This is a genomic window from Streptomyces sp. NPDC008079 (assembly GCF_042957385.1).
Classification (GTDB): Bacteria; Actinomycetota; Actinomycetes; order Streptomycetales; family Streptomycetaceae; genus Actinacidiphila.
The window spans coordinates 106,785-120,262 of the sequence record NZ_JBIBIC010000017.1 but is presented as its reverse complement, the minus strand read 5'-3'; the positions used below and the strand labels follow the sequence as shown (position 1 = coordinate 120,262).

14 protein-coding genes are annotated in these 13,478 nt (G+C 71.6%); 12 read left to right on the top strand and 2 right to left on the bottom strand.

Going from position 1 to position 13,478, the window contains the following annotated elements:
- The 5 genes from ACFZAM_RS28645 to ACFZAM_RS28625 all read left to right on the top strand — a co-directional run bounded on the left by ACFZAM_RS28645 (nt 1) and on the right by ACFZAM_RS28625 (nt 6,471).
- On the top strand, nt 1–1,338 hold the full coding sequence (locus ACFZAM_RS28645; protein WP_391050352.1) for an ammonium transporter: 1,338 nt from the start codon (nt 1–3) through the stop codon (nt 1,336–1,338).
- Complete coding sequence (locus ACFZAM_RS28640; protein WP_355346362.1) at nt 1,335–1,673, top strand: P-II family nitrogen regulator; 339 nt, start codon at nt 1,335–1,337, stop codon at nt 1,671–1,673. The genes ACFZAM_RS28645 and ACFZAM_RS28640 overlap by 4 nt, the downstream gene beginning before the upstream one ends.
- Nucleotides 1,674–1,743: 70 nt before the next feature.
- A complete protein-coding gene (locus ACFZAM_RS28635; RefSeq protein ID WP_391050351.1) occupies nt 1,744–4,179 on the top strand; it encodes a [protein-PII] uridylyltransferase in 2,436 nt (811 codons plus the stop codon).
- Nucleotides 4,180–4,314: 135 nt separating this feature from the next.
- The gene (gene ffh, locus ACFZAM_RS28630) at nt 4,315–5,874 is read left to right on the top strand and encodes a signal recognition particle protein (protein WP_391050350.1); all 1,560 of its coding nucleotides are present in this window, start codon (nt 4,315–4,317) and stop codon (nt 5,872–5,874) included.
- Nucleotides 5,875–5,946: 72 nt separating this feature from the next.
- Nucleotides 5,947–6,471: a GNAT family protein gene (locus ACFZAM_RS28625; RefSeq protein ID WP_355346371.1), complete on the top strand. Its 525-nt coding sequence runs from the start codon at nt 5,947–5,949 to the stop codon at nt 6,469–6,471.
- Between the two features lie 64 nt (nt 6,472–6,535).
- On the opposite strand, the gene ACFZAM_RS28620 is transcribed toward ACFZAM_RS28625, so the two are convergent.
- Both ACFZAM_RS28620 and ACFZAM_RS28615 read right to left on the bottom strand, forming a co-directional pair.
- Complete coding sequence (locus ACFZAM_RS28620; protein ID WP_391050349.1) at nt 6,536–7,042, bottom strand: DUF402 domain-containing protein; 507 nt, start codon at nt 7,040–7,042, stop codon at nt 6,536–6,538.
- Nucleotides 7,043–7,278: 236 nt separating this feature from the next.
- Nucleotides 7,279–8,154, bottom strand: a complete 876-nt coding sequence (locus ACFZAM_RS28615) for an SAM-dependent methyltransferase (RefSeq protein WP_355346377.1) — start codon at nt 8,152–8,154, stop codon at nt 7,279–7,281.
- Between the two features lie 212 nt (nt 8,155–8,366).
- Between ACFZAM_RS28615 and proS the strand changes: the two genes are divergently transcribed.
- From proS to rplS, 7 genes are all read left to right on the top strand, one after another.
- On the top strand, nt 8,367–9,779 hold the full coding sequence (gene proS / locus ACFZAM_RS28610; protein WP_355346380.1) for a proline--tRNA ligase: 1,413 nt from the start codon (nt 8,367–8,369) through the stop codon (nt 9,777–9,779).
- 198 nt (nt 9,780–9,977) lie between these two features.
- Entirely contained in the window at nt 9,978–10,568 is a 591-nt protein-coding gene (locus ACFZAM_RS28605) for a hypothetical protein (RefSeq protein WP_188281222.1), read from the top strand.
- A 149-nt stretch (nt 10,569–10,717) separates the two neighbouring features.
- Nucleotides 10,718–11,170, top strand: a complete 453-nt coding sequence (rpsP, locus tag ACFZAM_RS28600; RefSeq protein WP_355346383.1) for a 30S ribosomal protein S16 — start codon at nt 10,718–10,720, stop codon at nt 11,168–11,170.
- 2 nt (nt 11,171–11,172) lie between these two features.
- Entirely contained in the window at nt 11,173–11,412 is a 240-nt protein-coding gene (locus ACFZAM_RS28595; RefSeq protein WP_355346386.1) for an RNA-binding protein, read from the top strand.
- Between the two features lie 114 nt (nt 11,413–11,526).
- Complete coding sequence (gene rimM / locus ACFZAM_RS28590; RefSeq protein WP_391050348.1) at nt 11,527–12,153, top strand: ribosome maturation factor RimM; 627 nt, start codon at nt 11,527–11,529, stop codon at nt 12,151–12,153.
- A gap of 1 nt (nt 12,154) precedes the next feature.
- A complete protein-coding gene (gene trmD, locus ACFZAM_RS28585) occupies nt 12,155–12,976 on the top strand; it encodes a tRNA (guanosine(37)-N1)-methyltransferase TrmD (protein ID WP_391050347.1) in 822 nt (273 codons plus the stop codon).
- A gap of 140 nt (nt 12,977–13,116) precedes the next feature.
- Nucleotides 13,117–13,467, top strand: a complete 351-nt coding sequence (gene rplS, locus ACFZAM_RS28580; RefSeq protein WP_093716565.1) for a 50S ribosomal protein L19 — start codon at nt 13,117–13,119, stop codon at nt 13,465–13,467.
- The last annotated feature ends 11 nt before the right edge of the window (nt 13,468–13,478 follow it).

The following is a 13,478-nucleotide window of genomic DNA, read 5'->3' as shown; positions in this document are numbered from 1 at the left end:
ATGGCACCAGCCATCATCACGCTGGCCGCGGATGCGCCCAAGCTCGATACCGGAAGTACGGCGTTCATGCTGATCAGCGCCGCCCTAGTGATGGTGATGACCCCAGGTCTCGCCTTCTTCTACGGCGGCATGGTGCGCGTCAAGAGCGCCCTGAACATGTTGATGATGAGTTTTATCAGTCTGGGCATCATCACCATTCTCTGGACGCTGTACGGATTCAGTTTCGCCTTCGACAGCGGTAGCGGCTTCATGGGCGGCACCGACTGGCTGGGCATGCGCGGTATCGGTATCTCGGAGCTCTGGCCCGGATACGGCATCCCGGTCTATGTCTTCGCCGTCTTCCAGCTCATGTTCGCGATCATCACCCCGGCGCTGATCAGCGGCGCCCTCGCCGACCGCGTCAAGTTCACCGCCTGGGCGCTGTTCATCACCCTGTGGGCCACGGTCGTCTACTTCCCGGTCGCGCACTGGGTGTGGGCCTCCGACGGCTGGCTGTTCAAGAAGGGTGTCATCGACTTCGCCGGTGGTACCGCGGTGCACATCAACGCCGGCGCCGCGGCCCTCGGAGTCATCCTCGTGATCGGCAAGCGCAACGGGTTCAAGAAGGACCCGATGCGCCCGCACAGCCTCCCGCTGGTCATGCTCGGCTGCGGCCTGCTGTGGTTCGGCTGGTTCGGCTTCAACGCGGGCTCCTGGCTCGGCTCCGACGGCGTCGCCGCCGTGGCCTTCACCAACACCCAGGTCGCCACCGCCGCCGCGATGCTCGGCTGGCTGATCTACGAGCGGATCAGGCACGGCTCCTTCACCACCCTGGGCGCCGCGTCCGGCGCGGTCTCCGGTCTGGTCGCCATCACCCCGGCCTGCGGCTCGGTCTCCCCGCTCGGCGCCATCGCCGTCGGTCTGATCGCCGGTGTCGCCTGCGCCGCGGCCGTCGGCCTGAAGTACCGCTTCAACTACGACGACTCGCTCGACGTCGTCGGCGTCCACATGGTCGGCGGCATCGTCGGCTCCCTGCTCATCGGCTTCTTCGCCACCGGCGGCGTCGGCCAGACCGCCAAGGGCGTCTTCTACGGGGGCGGCTGGCACCAGCTCGGCCTCCAGTTCATCGGTGTCGGCGCGGTCCTCGGCTACTCCCTGGTGTGCGCCGCGATCCTCGCCAAGCTCATCGATGTCACCATGGGCTTCCGGGTCACCGACGACGAAGAGGTCACCGGCGTCGACCAGGTCCTGCACGCCGAGACCGCGTACGACTTCGCGGGTGTCGGCGGCCGGTCCTCCGTCCCCGTGCCCGGTGCGAACAGCGAGGCGGACGCCTCCAGCAAGAAGGTGGACGCGTGAAGCTCATCACCGCCGTCGTGAAGCCCCACCGGCTCGACGAGATCAAGGAAGCACTCCAGGCGTTCGGCGTCCACGGCCTCACGGTCACCGAGGCCAGCGGCTACGGTCGGCAGCGTGGACACACCGAGGTCTACCGGGGCGCGGAGTACACCGTCGACCTGGTGCCGAAGATCCGCATAGAGGTACTGGCGGAGGACGCGGACGCCGAACAGCTCATCGAAGTGATCGTGAAAGCGGCCAGAACCGGCAAGATCGGTGACGGCAAGGTGTGGAGTCTGCCGGTCGACACGGCCGTCAGGGTCCGCACCGGCGAGCGCGGCCCCGACGCGCTTTAGTGCCGTGACCGGCGGTGTTCGCCGGGAGGGGCACCAGGACCACACCATTGGCCCCCAGCGTGGAGAACGAGTGACCGACAGCGTCGAAGCGCAGGACAGCAGTTACGCGGCGGCCCGGCTGCGTCTCCTCAACGAGGAGGCGCGGTCCGGGCCGCCGCGCCGTGCGGCCCTGGCCGCCCTCACCGACCAGTGGCTCGCGCAGCTCGCCACCGAGGCCGCGGCGGCCACCGGCACCACAGGCTTCGCCCTGCTGGCCGTCGGCGGCTACGGGCGCGGCGAGCTGTCACCGCGCAGCGACCTCGACCTGGTGCTGCTGCACGACTCGCAGAAGACCGTCGCGGCCCTCGCCGACCGCATCTGGTACCCGGTCTGGGACCTCGGCCTGGCCCTGGACCACTCCGTACGCACCCCGGCGGAGGCCCGGCAGACCGCGGGGGAGGACCTCAAGGTCCAGCTCGGCCTGCTCGACGCCCGGCACATCGCGGGCGACTCCGCGCTCACCGCGGCCCTGCGCAGCAGCGTCCTGGCCGACTGGCGCAATCAGGCCCCCAAGCGGCTGCCCGCGCTGCACGAGATGTGCCAGGAGCGCGCCGAACGCCAGGGCGAGCTGTCGTACCTGCTGGAACCCGACCTCAAGGAGGCCCGCGGCGGCCTGCGCGACGCCACCGCCCTGCGGGCCGTCGCCGCCTCCTGGCTCGCCGACGCGCCCCGCGAGGGCCTCGAAGAGGCCCGCACCACCCTGCTGGACGCCCGCGACGCCCTGCACCTGGCCACCGGCCGCGCCACCGACCGGCTCGCCCTCCAGGAGCAGGACCAGGTCGCCGACGCGCTCGGCCTGCTCGACGCCGACGCGCTGCTGCGCCAGGTCTACGAGGCCGCCCGGCGGATCGCGTACGCCTCCGACGTCACCTGGCGCGAGGTCGGCCGCGTCCTGCGCTCACGCCAGCAGCGCCCCCGCCGCCGCGGACTGCTCGGCCGCGGCCGTACGACCCCCGCCGCCGTCCACACCCCCGAGCGCGTACCGCTGGCCGACGGCGTCGTGGAGCAGGAGGGCGAGGCCGTGCTGGCGCTGGCCGCCAGACCGGACCGCGACCCCGTCCTGGCGCTGCGCGCCGCGGCGGCCGCGGCCCAGGCCGGGCTGCCGCTGTCGCTGCACGCCGTCCGCAGGCTCGCCGCGTCGGCCAAGCCGCTGCCCGTGCCGTGGCCGGGGGAGGCCCGCGAACAGCTCGTGACGCTGCTGGGCGCCGGTGAGTCCACCGTCCAGGTCTGGGAGGCGCTGGAGGCCGAAGGGCTGATCACCCGGCTCCTGCCCGACTGGGAGCGGGTCCGCTGCCGCCCGCAGCGCAACGCCGTACACCGCTTCACCGTCGACCGGCACCTGGTGGAGACCGCCGTGCAGGCCGCAGAGCTGACCCGCCGCGTCGGCCGCCCCGACCTGCTGCTGACCGCCGCGCTGCTGCACGACATCGGCAAGGGCTGGCCCGGCGACCACAGCGAGGCGGGCGAGGTCATCGCCCGCGACGTCGCCACCCGGATCGGCTTCCACGAGGCCGACGTCGACACCCTCGCCCTGCTGGTCCGCCACCACCTGCTGCTCATCGACACCGCGACCCGCCGCGACCTCGACGACCCCGAGACCATCCGGTCGGTCGCCGAGACCGTACGGGACACCTCCACGCTGGAACTGCTCGCCGCCCTCACCGAGGCCGACGCGCTGGCCACCGGGCCCGCCGCCTGGAGCACCTGGCGGGCCTCGCTCCTGGCCGACCTGGTCGACCGGGTCGCCGGGGCGCTCGACAGCGGCGCGCTGCCGCAGGTCGCCGACCGCGAGCCCACCGCCGAGGAGGAACGCCTGGTCATCGAGGCCGCCCGGACCGGCGGCCCGGTGCTGGCGCTGCACGCCCACACCGAGCCCGAGGCCGAGGGCGACGCCCAGGACGAGGCGCTGGGCGTGGAACTCGTCCTCGCCGTCCCCGACCGGCCCGGCCTGGTCGCCCAGGCCGCGGGCGTCCTCGCCCTGCACCGGCTCACCGTCAGGGCCGCCGACCTGCGCGCCGTCGACCCCCTCGGCGAGGGCCCGATCGCGCTGCTGACCTGGCGGGTCTCCGCCGAGTACGGCGCGCTGCCCGAGGCCGCCAGGCTCCGCGCCGACCTCGCCCGCGCCGTCGAGGGCACCCTGGACATCGAGGCCAGGCTCGCCGAGCGGGAGGCCGCCTATCCGCGGCGGCGCGGCATCACCCCGCCGCCGCCCCGCGTCAGCGTCGCCCCCGGCGGCACCTCGCAGACCGCCACCGTCCTCGAAGTCCGCGCCCACGACGCCCCCGGCCTGCTGCACCGCATCGGCCTGGCCCTGACCGCCACCGCCGTCACCGTCCGCTCCGCGCGCATCTCCACCCTGGGCGCCAACGCGGTCGACGCCTTCTACGTCGTCGGCAAGGACGGCGAGCCGCTGCCGCCCTCCCGCGCGGCCGAGGTGGCCCGCCAGGTCGAGAAGGCGCTGCGGTGACGGGGCGGTCGCGGCGGCGGCGATGAATCGCGGTCGCGGCGGCGACAATGAATCCGGGGCGAACCGAACGGGGGTCGGCCAAGTACCCTTGAGGACGACCACCGCCCACCCCCGACGCGAGGATCCACGACCGACGTGTTCGATACCCTCTCCGACCGCCTTGCAGCAACCTTCAAAAACCTCCGGGGCAAAGGCCGTCTGTCCGAGGCGGATATCGATGCCACCGCGCGCGAGATCCGGATCGCGCTGCTCGAAGCCGACGTCGCCCTCCCCGCGGTGCGCTCCTTCATCGCGAACGTCAAGGAGCGCGCCCTGGGCGCGGAGGTCTCCAAGGCGCTCAATCCCGCGCAGCAGATCGTCAAGATCGTCAACGAGGAACTGGTCGGCATCCTCGGCGGCGAGACCCGCCGCCTGAGGTTCGCCAAGCAGCCGCCGACCGTGATCATGCTCGCGGGCCTCCAGGGCGCCGGTAAGACGACGCTCGCAGGAAAGCTCGGCAAGTGGCTCCAGGGCCAGGGACACACCCCGCTGCTGGTCGCCTGCGACCTCCAGCGCCCCAACGCCGTCAACCAGCTCAGCGTCGTCGCCGAGCGCGCGGGCGTCGCCGTCTACGCGCCCGAGCCGGGCAACGGGGTGGGCGACCCCGTCAAGGTCGCCGGGGACTCCATCGAGTTCGCGAAGACCCAGCAGTACGACATCGTCGTGATCGACACCGCGGGCCGCCTCGGTGTCGACGAGGAGCTGATGCGGCAGGCCGCGGACATCCGCGACGCCGTACGCCCCGACGAGATCCTCTTCGTCGTCGACGCGATGATCGGCCAGGACGCGGTCAACACCGCGGAGGCGTTCCGCGACGGCGTCGGCTTCGACGGCGTGGTGCTGTCCAAGCTGGACGGCGACGCCCGAGGCGGCGCCGCGCTGTCGATCGCGCACGTCACCGGCAAGCAGATCATGTTCGCGTCGAACGGCGAGAAGCTGGACGACTTCGACGCGTTCCACCCGGACCGGATGGCCTCCCGGATCCTGGGCATGGGCGACATGCTGTCGCTGATCGAGAAGGCCGAGCAGACCTTCAGCCAGGCCGAGGCCGAGAAGATGGCCGCCAAGCTGCAGAGCAGCAAGGGCGGCAAGGACTTCACGCTCGACGACTTCCTGGCCCAGATGGAGCAGGTCCGCAAGATGGGCTCCATCTCCAAGCTGCTCGGCATGCTGCCGGGCATGGGCCAGATCAAGGACCAGATCAACAATCTGGACGAGAAGGACGTCGACCGCACCGCCGCGATCATCAAGTCGATGACGCCCGGCGAGCGGCAGGACCCGCACATCATCAACGGCTCGCGCCGCGCCCGTATCGCCAAGGGCTCCGGCGTCGAGGTCAGCGCGGTCAAGGGCCTGGTGGAGCGGTTCTTCGAGGCGCGCAAGATGATGTCGCGGATGGCCCAGGGCGGCGGTATGCCCGGAATGCCGGGGATGCCCGGCATGGGCGGCGGTCCGGGGCGGCAGAAGAAGCAGCAGAAGCAGGCCAAGGGCAAGCGGCAGTCGGGCAACCCGATGAAGCGCAAGGCGGAGGCCGCGGCTGCCGCCGCCCGCCGCGAGCAGCAGGGCCAGGGGCAGGAGGGCGACAGCCCGTTCGGTCTGCCCCCGGGCGGCGAGAACTTCGAACTGCCCGACGAGTTCAAGAAGTTCATGGGCTGAGCCCGGTGACGGGACCCGGCGGCGTGCGCATCCCGCAGGCGCGCACGCCGTACGGGAGGCGATGATGGGCGCATGCGCGTTTCCATTCGAGAGCCCAGGCCCGCAGACGCCGAAGCCCACCGCGCGGCGGTGCTGCGCTCGGCGGAACACCTCAGACCGTGGAATCCGGTGGACCCGGACGGCTTCCACGAGCTGCTGCGGCAGCAGGGCGGCGAGCTGCGGACCTTCCTCATCTTCAACGACGAGGACGGCGGCCTGGTCGGCAAGTGCAATGTCGCCAACATCGTGCGGGCCCGCTTCCGCAACGCCGCGCTGGGCTACGACAGTTACCTGCCGTACAACGGCACCGGCCGGATGAGCGAGGGGCTGCGGCTGGTGGTGGACCGCTGCTTCACCAGCTATCCGAACGGGCTCGGGCTGCACCGCCTGGAGATCAACGTCCAGCCGGACAACAGCCGTTCGGTCGCGATGGCCAAGCGGCTCGGTTTCCGCCACGAGGGCTTCTCGCCGCGCATGCTCTTCATCAACGACGCGTGGCGCGACCACGAGCGGTTCGCGCTCACCGCCGAGGAGTGGCCGGGCCTGCCGTCCGACTGACGACCGGCCGCCGTACGCGTACCCGTATCCGTATCCGCGGGGGTGCGGTCGCAGGGCCCGGCGCTCAGGCCAGCAGCCCGCGCAGCCCTCCGGCCCGTGCCAGCGCCTCCAGTTCGTCCAGCGCGCGGACGGCCCGCCCCGCGGCCTCGGGGTCGGTGCCCGGCAGGCCGCTCGCCGCGAACTCGTCCTCGTCCAGGCGCAGTACGGCCGTGCCGTCGGCGGACACCCACAGGTCGAGGTCCAGATCCTCGACGGTGAGGCCGTCGGCGGCCACGAGCGCGGGCCTGGCGATGTCGCAGTACCAGCCCTTGAGGCAGCCGCGCCCGTCGCGCACCTCCTTCACGGCGTACCAGCGGTCGCGCCAGTAGGTCTCGGTGAACACGTCGCCGGGCTCGAAGCGGACGAAGCCGAAGTCCCTGGCCGCGGGCGCCGCCCAGTCGGCGCGTACGGTCACGCGTACGCCGTCGTCGTGCAGCACGGTCGCGGGATAGCGGCGCTTCTCGCGGCCGGCCTTCGTCAGGCGGACGGTGGTCGGGGCGGCGGCCGGGAGCGGCGGGGGAGTGTCGGGCATGCCGCCGACCCTGTCCGACGCGCGGCGGGGCGGGCCACTGAATTTCCGCGGACCGCCTGGTTCTGCGCGAGCCACCGGATACCCGCGGACCACCGGATTCCTATGGCCCCGCGCGGTTTCGGCGGGTGGGCCGGCCGGACCGCGTGCGCCGCTTCGTATACGACGCCGGCGCGGGTTCGGACGCGGACCCGTTATCGGAGCGGGGCAAGATTTTACCTACGCCCGCCTACGCCCGCCTACGCCCGCCTCCGCGCGGCCTGCCCGCCGGGCCGGTCTCCGCCGGGATCACCCGCGTCCGGCGTGCGGACGATCAGATACCGGAAGACGTTCTCCATCCGCACCGAGCCGTCCGGCCGCCGGTACGGGTGCAGCGCCTCGGCGATCTCCTTGTCGACCTGCTGCCGGTCGGTGGCCTCGACCGCCGCGTCGAAGAGCCCGGTGGAGAGCAGACCGCGCACCGCGCTCGGCAGATCCGGGTAGCCGAAGGGGCAGGACACCCGCCCCGAGCCGTCAGGGCGCAGCCCCGCGGCGAGCGCCAGATTCTCCAGGTCGTCCCGGCCGCTGAGCCGTACCTCCCGGGCGGCGGGCCCGCGCGGCTCCGCCAGCCGGGTCGCCACCCGCAGGACCCGCGAGGTCGCGCACCGCTCGGGCGGACCCCAGCCCGCCAGGACGATCGCGGTGTCCGGGTCCGCCGTGGCCGCGGCGGCGCACAGCGACGGCAGCAACTCGGCCGCCGGAGCCGCCGGGTCGAAGGCCGTGACCAGGTCGAAGCCGCCGGTGAGCCGGTGCGGAACACCCGCCGTCAGCCGCGTCCTGCCCCGGGCGCGCGCCGGTCCGCCCCAGGGATGCGCGGGAAGCAGCCGCTCGCGGGCCAGCGCCAGCCGCTGCTCGTCCGTCTCGAAGCCGGTGACGGCCGCGCCCCGGTCCGCCGCCAGCAGCAGCGCGAGCCCCGCGCCGCAGCCGAGGCCCAGTAACCGGGTGTCCGCGCCGACCTCCAGCCGGTCGTACACGCTCTCGTACAGCGGGACGAGCATCCGTTCCTGGATCTCCGCCCAGTCCCGCGCCCTGCTCTCCGCGTCGGACCTGGTTCCGCGATAGAGCGTAGAAGCCATCGACCGCCCCAATCAGATGTGCGCCGTCGTTTTGCCCCCGTGGTGCCGTACCTGCCGCTTGCGTCCCCGAAAGCCAGACAACTGCTGAATCCCGACGCCGTCCAGGGTCCGGAGTGCCCATTTTTGGAACTACCCGCCCAGGCGCCGCACCGGTCCCGGGGCCGACCGGACCGATTCACGCTCGGGGCGGGCGGGGCCGTAACATCTGCGTCATGGCAAAGGCTCCCGTTCTCACCCCCCAGGCGGACGATTTCCCGCGCTGGTACCAGGACCTGATCAGCAAGGCCGAGTTGGCCGACAACGGCCCGGTGCGCGGCACCATGGTCATCCGGCCTTACGGCTACGGCCTGTGGGAGCGGATGCAGCAGGACATGGACGCGCGGATCAAGGAAGCGGGCGCGCAGAACGCGTACTTCCCGCTCTTCATCCCGCAGTCGTACCTGACGCGCGAGGCCGAGCACGTCGAGGGCTTCGCGCCCGAGCTCGCGGTCGTGACGCACGCCGGCGGCAAGGAGCTGGAAGAGCCGATCGTCGTCCGGCCCACGTCCGAGACGATCATCAACGAGTACTTCTCCAAGTGGGTGCAGAGCTACCGCGACCTGCCGCTGCTGATCAACCAGTGGGCGAACGTGGTCCGTTGGGAGCTGCGCCCGCGGCTGTTCCTGCGCACCACCGAATTCCTCTGGCAGGAGGGCCACACCGCCCATGCCACGTACGAGGACGCGCGCGCCTACGCCGCCCGGATCCAGAAGGACGTCTACGCGGACTTCATGGAGAACGTGCTGGCGATGGACGTCGTCCTCGGCCGCAAGACCGCCAAGGAGCGGTTCGCGGGCGCGATCAACACCCTCACCCTGGAAGGGATGATGGGTGACGGCAAGGCGCTCCAGCTCGGCACCAGCCACGAACTGGGGCAGAACTTCGCCAAGGCGTTCCACACGCAGTATCTGTCGAAGGACGGCACGCAGGAGCACGTCTGGCAGACGTCCTGGGGCAGCACGACGCGGATGATCGGCGCCCTGGTGATGACGCACGGCGACGACAACGGGCTGCGGGTGCCGCCGAGGCTCGCGCAGACCCAGGTCGTGGTGCTGGCGATCAAGGGCGACGAGGCGGTCGTCGCCAAGGTGCGGGAGATCGGCGAGACGCTGCGCGCGGCCGGGCTGCGCGTGCACGTGGACGACCGCACCGACACCCCCTTCGGCCGCCGCGCGGTCGACTGGGAGCTGAAGGGCGTGCCCGTCCGCGTCGAGATCGGGCCGCGCGACCTGGAGGCGGGCACCGCGATGCTGGCCCGCCGGATTCCCGGCGGCAAGGAGCCGGTCGCGATCGACACCCTGGCCGACCTGCTGCCCAAGGTGCTCGAAGAGGACCAGGCGACGCTGCTGCGCGAGTCCCGCGAGCGCCGGACGTCCCGCACCGTGGACGTCACGACGATCGAGGAGGCCGCCGAGGCCGCCGCCACCGGCTGGGCCCGCATCCCCTGGGCCGACCTCGGTCCCGAGGGCGAGGCCAAGCTGGCTGAGCAGGGCGTTTCCGTACGCTGCCTGGTCGCGCCCGACGGTTCGGTGCCGGACGCCGACGACACTCCGGGCACGCTGGCGATCGTCGCGCGCGCCTACTGAGGCCGCTCGCGTCCGCTGACCGAAAAGCGGCGTGCGTTATATGTGAATCGTCCGTCGATGGGGCGGGTGCGCGGGTTCTCCACAGACCTGCACACCCGCCCTTCGTCATGCGCATCATCCGGAACTGACCGATCAGTGCAAATTATTTACGGTAGCCCGGTATCGGAACACCGGGAGCGCCCGGCTCGTTGTCACGGCGTGAGCACGACACCACCTGTTCTCGCCGCCGAGCTGGCAGTCGCCTGGGCCGATATTCAACGGCACCATCCCGAGCTGCCCGACCTGGCCGCGCCCGAGTCCCTGATCGGAGAGTCGTCGTCCGCCTGCGGCAACGAGCTCTCCTTCGAAAGGCTGCTGCACGAGGCCGTGCACGGGATCGCCGCTGCCCGCGGAATCCGTGACACCTCGCGTGCCGGCCGCTACCACAACCGCCGATTCCTGGCCATCGCCGACGAAATGGGCCTCGATCACGCGGAGGAGCCGCACCCGAGCAGCGGCTTCTCCCTCGTGGTGATGCGCCCGGACACCCGGAAGCGTTACCGGGTCACCATCGACCGGCTGCAGCGCGCCCTCAAGGCGCACACCGTGGCCACCACCGCCGACACCGCACGCTCCTTCCGCGGGCCGGCCGCCAGGCACGGCTCGTCGGGCGGCGGGGTACGGGTCAAGGCCGTGTGCGACTGCGGGCGCAATGTCCGGGTCGTCCCGTCGGTGCTGGCCCAGGCGCCCATCATGTGCGGGGCCTGCGGGCAGCCGTTCCGGATCCCGGAGGTCGTCGGGGTCGGCTGAGTGTGGCAGAATGTCCAGTCGAGAACTCGACAGCCGTGCAGGAACCCTCTCTCCTTCGGCTGACGCGTCCACCGGGCGCGACGACTCCCACAACCCCACGTGGAAGTCCGCCGTGCCCAAACACGTCAATTCCAGGAGAACCCACTCCCGTGGCAGTCAAGATCAAGCTGAAGCGTCTGGGCAAGATCCGTTCGCCTCACTACCGCATCGTCGTCGCCGACTCCCGTACCCGCCGTGACGGCCGGGCCATCGAGGAGATCGGCCTGTACCACCCGGTGCAGAACCCCTCGCGCATCGAGGTCGACTCGGACCGCGCGCAGTACTGGCTCTCCGTCGGCGCCCAGCCGACCGAGCCCGTGCTCGCCATCCTGAAGCTCACCGGCGACTGGCAGAAGTACAAGGGCCTCGACGCCCCGGCACCGCTGCTCGTCGCCGAGCCGAAGGCCGACAAGCGCGCCCTCTTCGAGGCCGCCGCCAAGGACAGCGCGGACGAGCCCAAGGGTGAGGCGATCACCCCGAAGGCGAAGAAGTCCGAGAAGTCCGAGAAGAAGGCCGATGACACCGCCGAGGCTCCGGCCGCGGCCGAGTCGACCGAGGCCTGAGCATGCTCGAGGAGGCCCTTGAGCACCTCGTGAAGGGCATCGTCGACAATCCTGACGATGTGCACGTGGGTATGCGCACCCTGCGTCGCGGCAGCGTGCTCGAGGTCCGGGTGCATCCCGACGACCTCGGCAAGGTGATCGGCCGCAACGGCCGTACCGCCCGCGCGCTGCGTACCGTCGTGGGCGCCCTCGGCGGCCGTGGTGTCCGTGTCGACCTCGTCGACGTGGACCAGGTTCGCTGAGCGGGCCGACACAGAGAACACCGGCGCGGGCCGGGGGTGGCAGTCGCCGCTCCCGGCCCGCGCCGCGTTCGTACCCTTTTCATCCCTGTTCCGGAGTCGGAGAGTGAGCCGTACATGCAGTTGGTAGTCGGCAGGATCGGCCGCGCCCACGGCATCAAGGGCGAGGTCAGCGTCGAGGTGCGGACCGACGAGCCGGAGTTGCGGCTCGCGCCCGGGGCCGTCCTCGCCACCGACCCGGCCGCCACGGGCCCGCTGACCATCGCCACCGGACGCGTGCACAGCGGCCGGCTGATGCTGCGCTTCGAGGGCATCGCCGACCGCACCGCCGCCGAAGCGCTGCGCAATACGCTGCTGATCGCCGAGGTCGACCCGGAGCAGACGCCGGAGGACCCCGAGGAGTTCTACGACCATCAGCTCATCGACCTCGACGTGGTGACGGTCGACGGCCGCGAGGTCGGCCGGATCGCCGAGATCAGCCATCTCCCGTACCAGGACCTGCTGATCGTCCGGCGGCCTGACGGCACCGAGGTGCTCATCCCGTTCGTCGGCGAGATCGTGCCGGAGATCGACCTGGAGGAGCAGCGCGCGGTGATCGACCCGCCGCCGGGGCTGCTGGACGAGGCCGACGCGGAAGTGGCGACGTCCGGCGAGGGCGCGGGCGGCGCCACGTCCGGCGACGCCACGGATGACGGCGCCACGGATGCCGACGCCACGTCCGGCGACGACGCGGACGGCGTGTGACATGCGGATCGACGTCGTCACGATCTTCCCCGAGTACCTGGAGCCGCTGAACGTCTCGCTGGTCGGCAAGGCGCGGGCGAGCGGGCGGCTCGACGTGCGGGTGCACGACCTGCGCGGGTGGGCGTACGACCGGCACAACACGGTGGACGACACCCCGTACGGCGGCGGACCCGGCATGGTCATGAAGACCGGCCCCTGGGGCGAGGCGCTCGACCAGACCCTCGCCGACGGCTACGAGGCGGGCGCCCGCCGCCCCGCGCTCGTCGTCCCCACTCCCAGCGGCCGGCCCTTCAGCCAGGCGCTCGCCGTCGAACTCTCCGCCAGCCCCTGGCTGATCTTCACACCCGCCCGCTACGAGGGCATCGACACCCGCGTCACCGACGAGTACGCGACCCGGCTGCCGGTCCACGAGGTCTCCATCGGCGACTACGTGCTGGCCGGCGGCGAGGCGGCGGTCCTGGTGATCACCGAGGCGGTGGCCCGGCTGCTGCCCGGCGTCCTCGGCAACGCCGAGTCGCACCGCGACGACTCCTTCGCGCCGGGACCGATGGCCAATCTGCTGGAGGGCCCGGCCTACACCAAGCCGCCGCAGTGGCGCGGGCGTGGCATCCCCGACGTGCTGCTCAGCGGCCACCACGGCAAGGTCGCGCGCTGGCGGCGGGACGAGGCGCTGCGCCGTACCGTCGCCAACCGGCCCGACCTGGTGGAGCGTTGCGACCCCGCGGCCTTCGACAAGAAGGACCGCGAGATGCTCTCCATCCTCGGCTGGGGCCCCGGCCCCGACGGCCGATTTGGGCCCAGCCCGGAGGCCGTGGAAGAATGAGCCGCTGCTGTCCGTCCGGCGCGCGCCCCTGCCACAGGGGGAACGACGTCCGTCCGACGCGGCGGCACCCCATTTTTTGGCAAATCCGCATCGCGACATTCCGTCGATGACCTGTGGCATCGGCGAGGAAGCAGAATCTCATGCCCAACCTGATCGACAGCGTCAACAGCGCCTCGCTGCGCACCGACGTCCCGGCCTTCCGCCCCGGCGACACCGTCAACGTCCACGTGCGCGTCATCGAGGGCAACCGCTCCCGTGTGCAGCAGTTCAAGGGTGTTGTCATCCGCCGCCAGGGCGCGGGCATCAGCGAGACCTTCACGGTCCGCAAGGTCAGCTTCTCCGTCGGCGTCGAGCGCACGTTCCCCGTGCACACCCCGATCGTCGAGAAGATCGAGGTCGTCACCCGCGGTGACGTCCGTCGCGCGAAGCTGTACTACCTCCGTGAGCTGCGCGGCAAGGCCGCGAAGATCAAGGAGAAGCGCGACAACTGATCCATGGGAAG

What these genes read in the sequence shown, in the direction of transcription:
- ACFZAM_RS28645 (WP_391050352.1), top strand. Translation starts at nt 1, where the DNA reads ATGGCACCAGCCATCATCACGCTGGCCGCGGATGCGCCCAAGCTCGAT.
- ACFZAM_RS28625 (WP_355346371.1), top strand. Translation starts at nt 5,947, where the DNA reads ATGCGCGTTTCCATTCGAGAGCCCAGGCCCGCAGACGCCGAAGCCCAC.
- ACFZAM_RS28620 (WP_391050349.1), bottom strand. Translation starts at nt 7,042, where the DNA reads ATGCCCGACACTCCCCCGCCGCTCCCGGCCGCCGCCCCGACCACCGTC.
- ACFZAM_RS28615 (WP_355346377.1), bottom strand. Translation starts at nt 8,154, where the DNA reads ATGGCTTCTACGCTCTATCGCGGAACCAGGTCCGACGCGGAGAGCAGG.
- proS (WP_355346380.1), top strand. Translation starts at nt 8,367, where the DNA reads ATGGCAAAGGCTCCCGTTCTCACCCCCCAGGCGGACGATTTCCCGCGC.
- ACFZAM_RS28595 (WP_355346386.1), top strand. Translation starts at nt 11,173, where the DNA reads ATGCTCGAGGAGGCCCTTGAGCACCTCGTGAAGGGCATCGTCGACAAT.
- rimM (WP_391050348.1), top strand. Translation starts at nt 11,527, where the DNA reads ATGCAGTTGGTAGTCGGCAGGATCGGCCGCGCCCACGGCATCAAGGGC.
- trmD (WP_391050347.1), top strand. Translation starts at nt 12,155, where the DNA reads ATGCGGATCGACGTCGTCACGATCTTCCCCGAGTACCTGGAGCCGCTG.
- rplS (WP_093716565.1), top strand. Translation starts at nt 13,117, where the DNA reads ATGCCCAACCTGATCGACAGCGTCAACAGCGCCTCGCTGCGCACCGAC.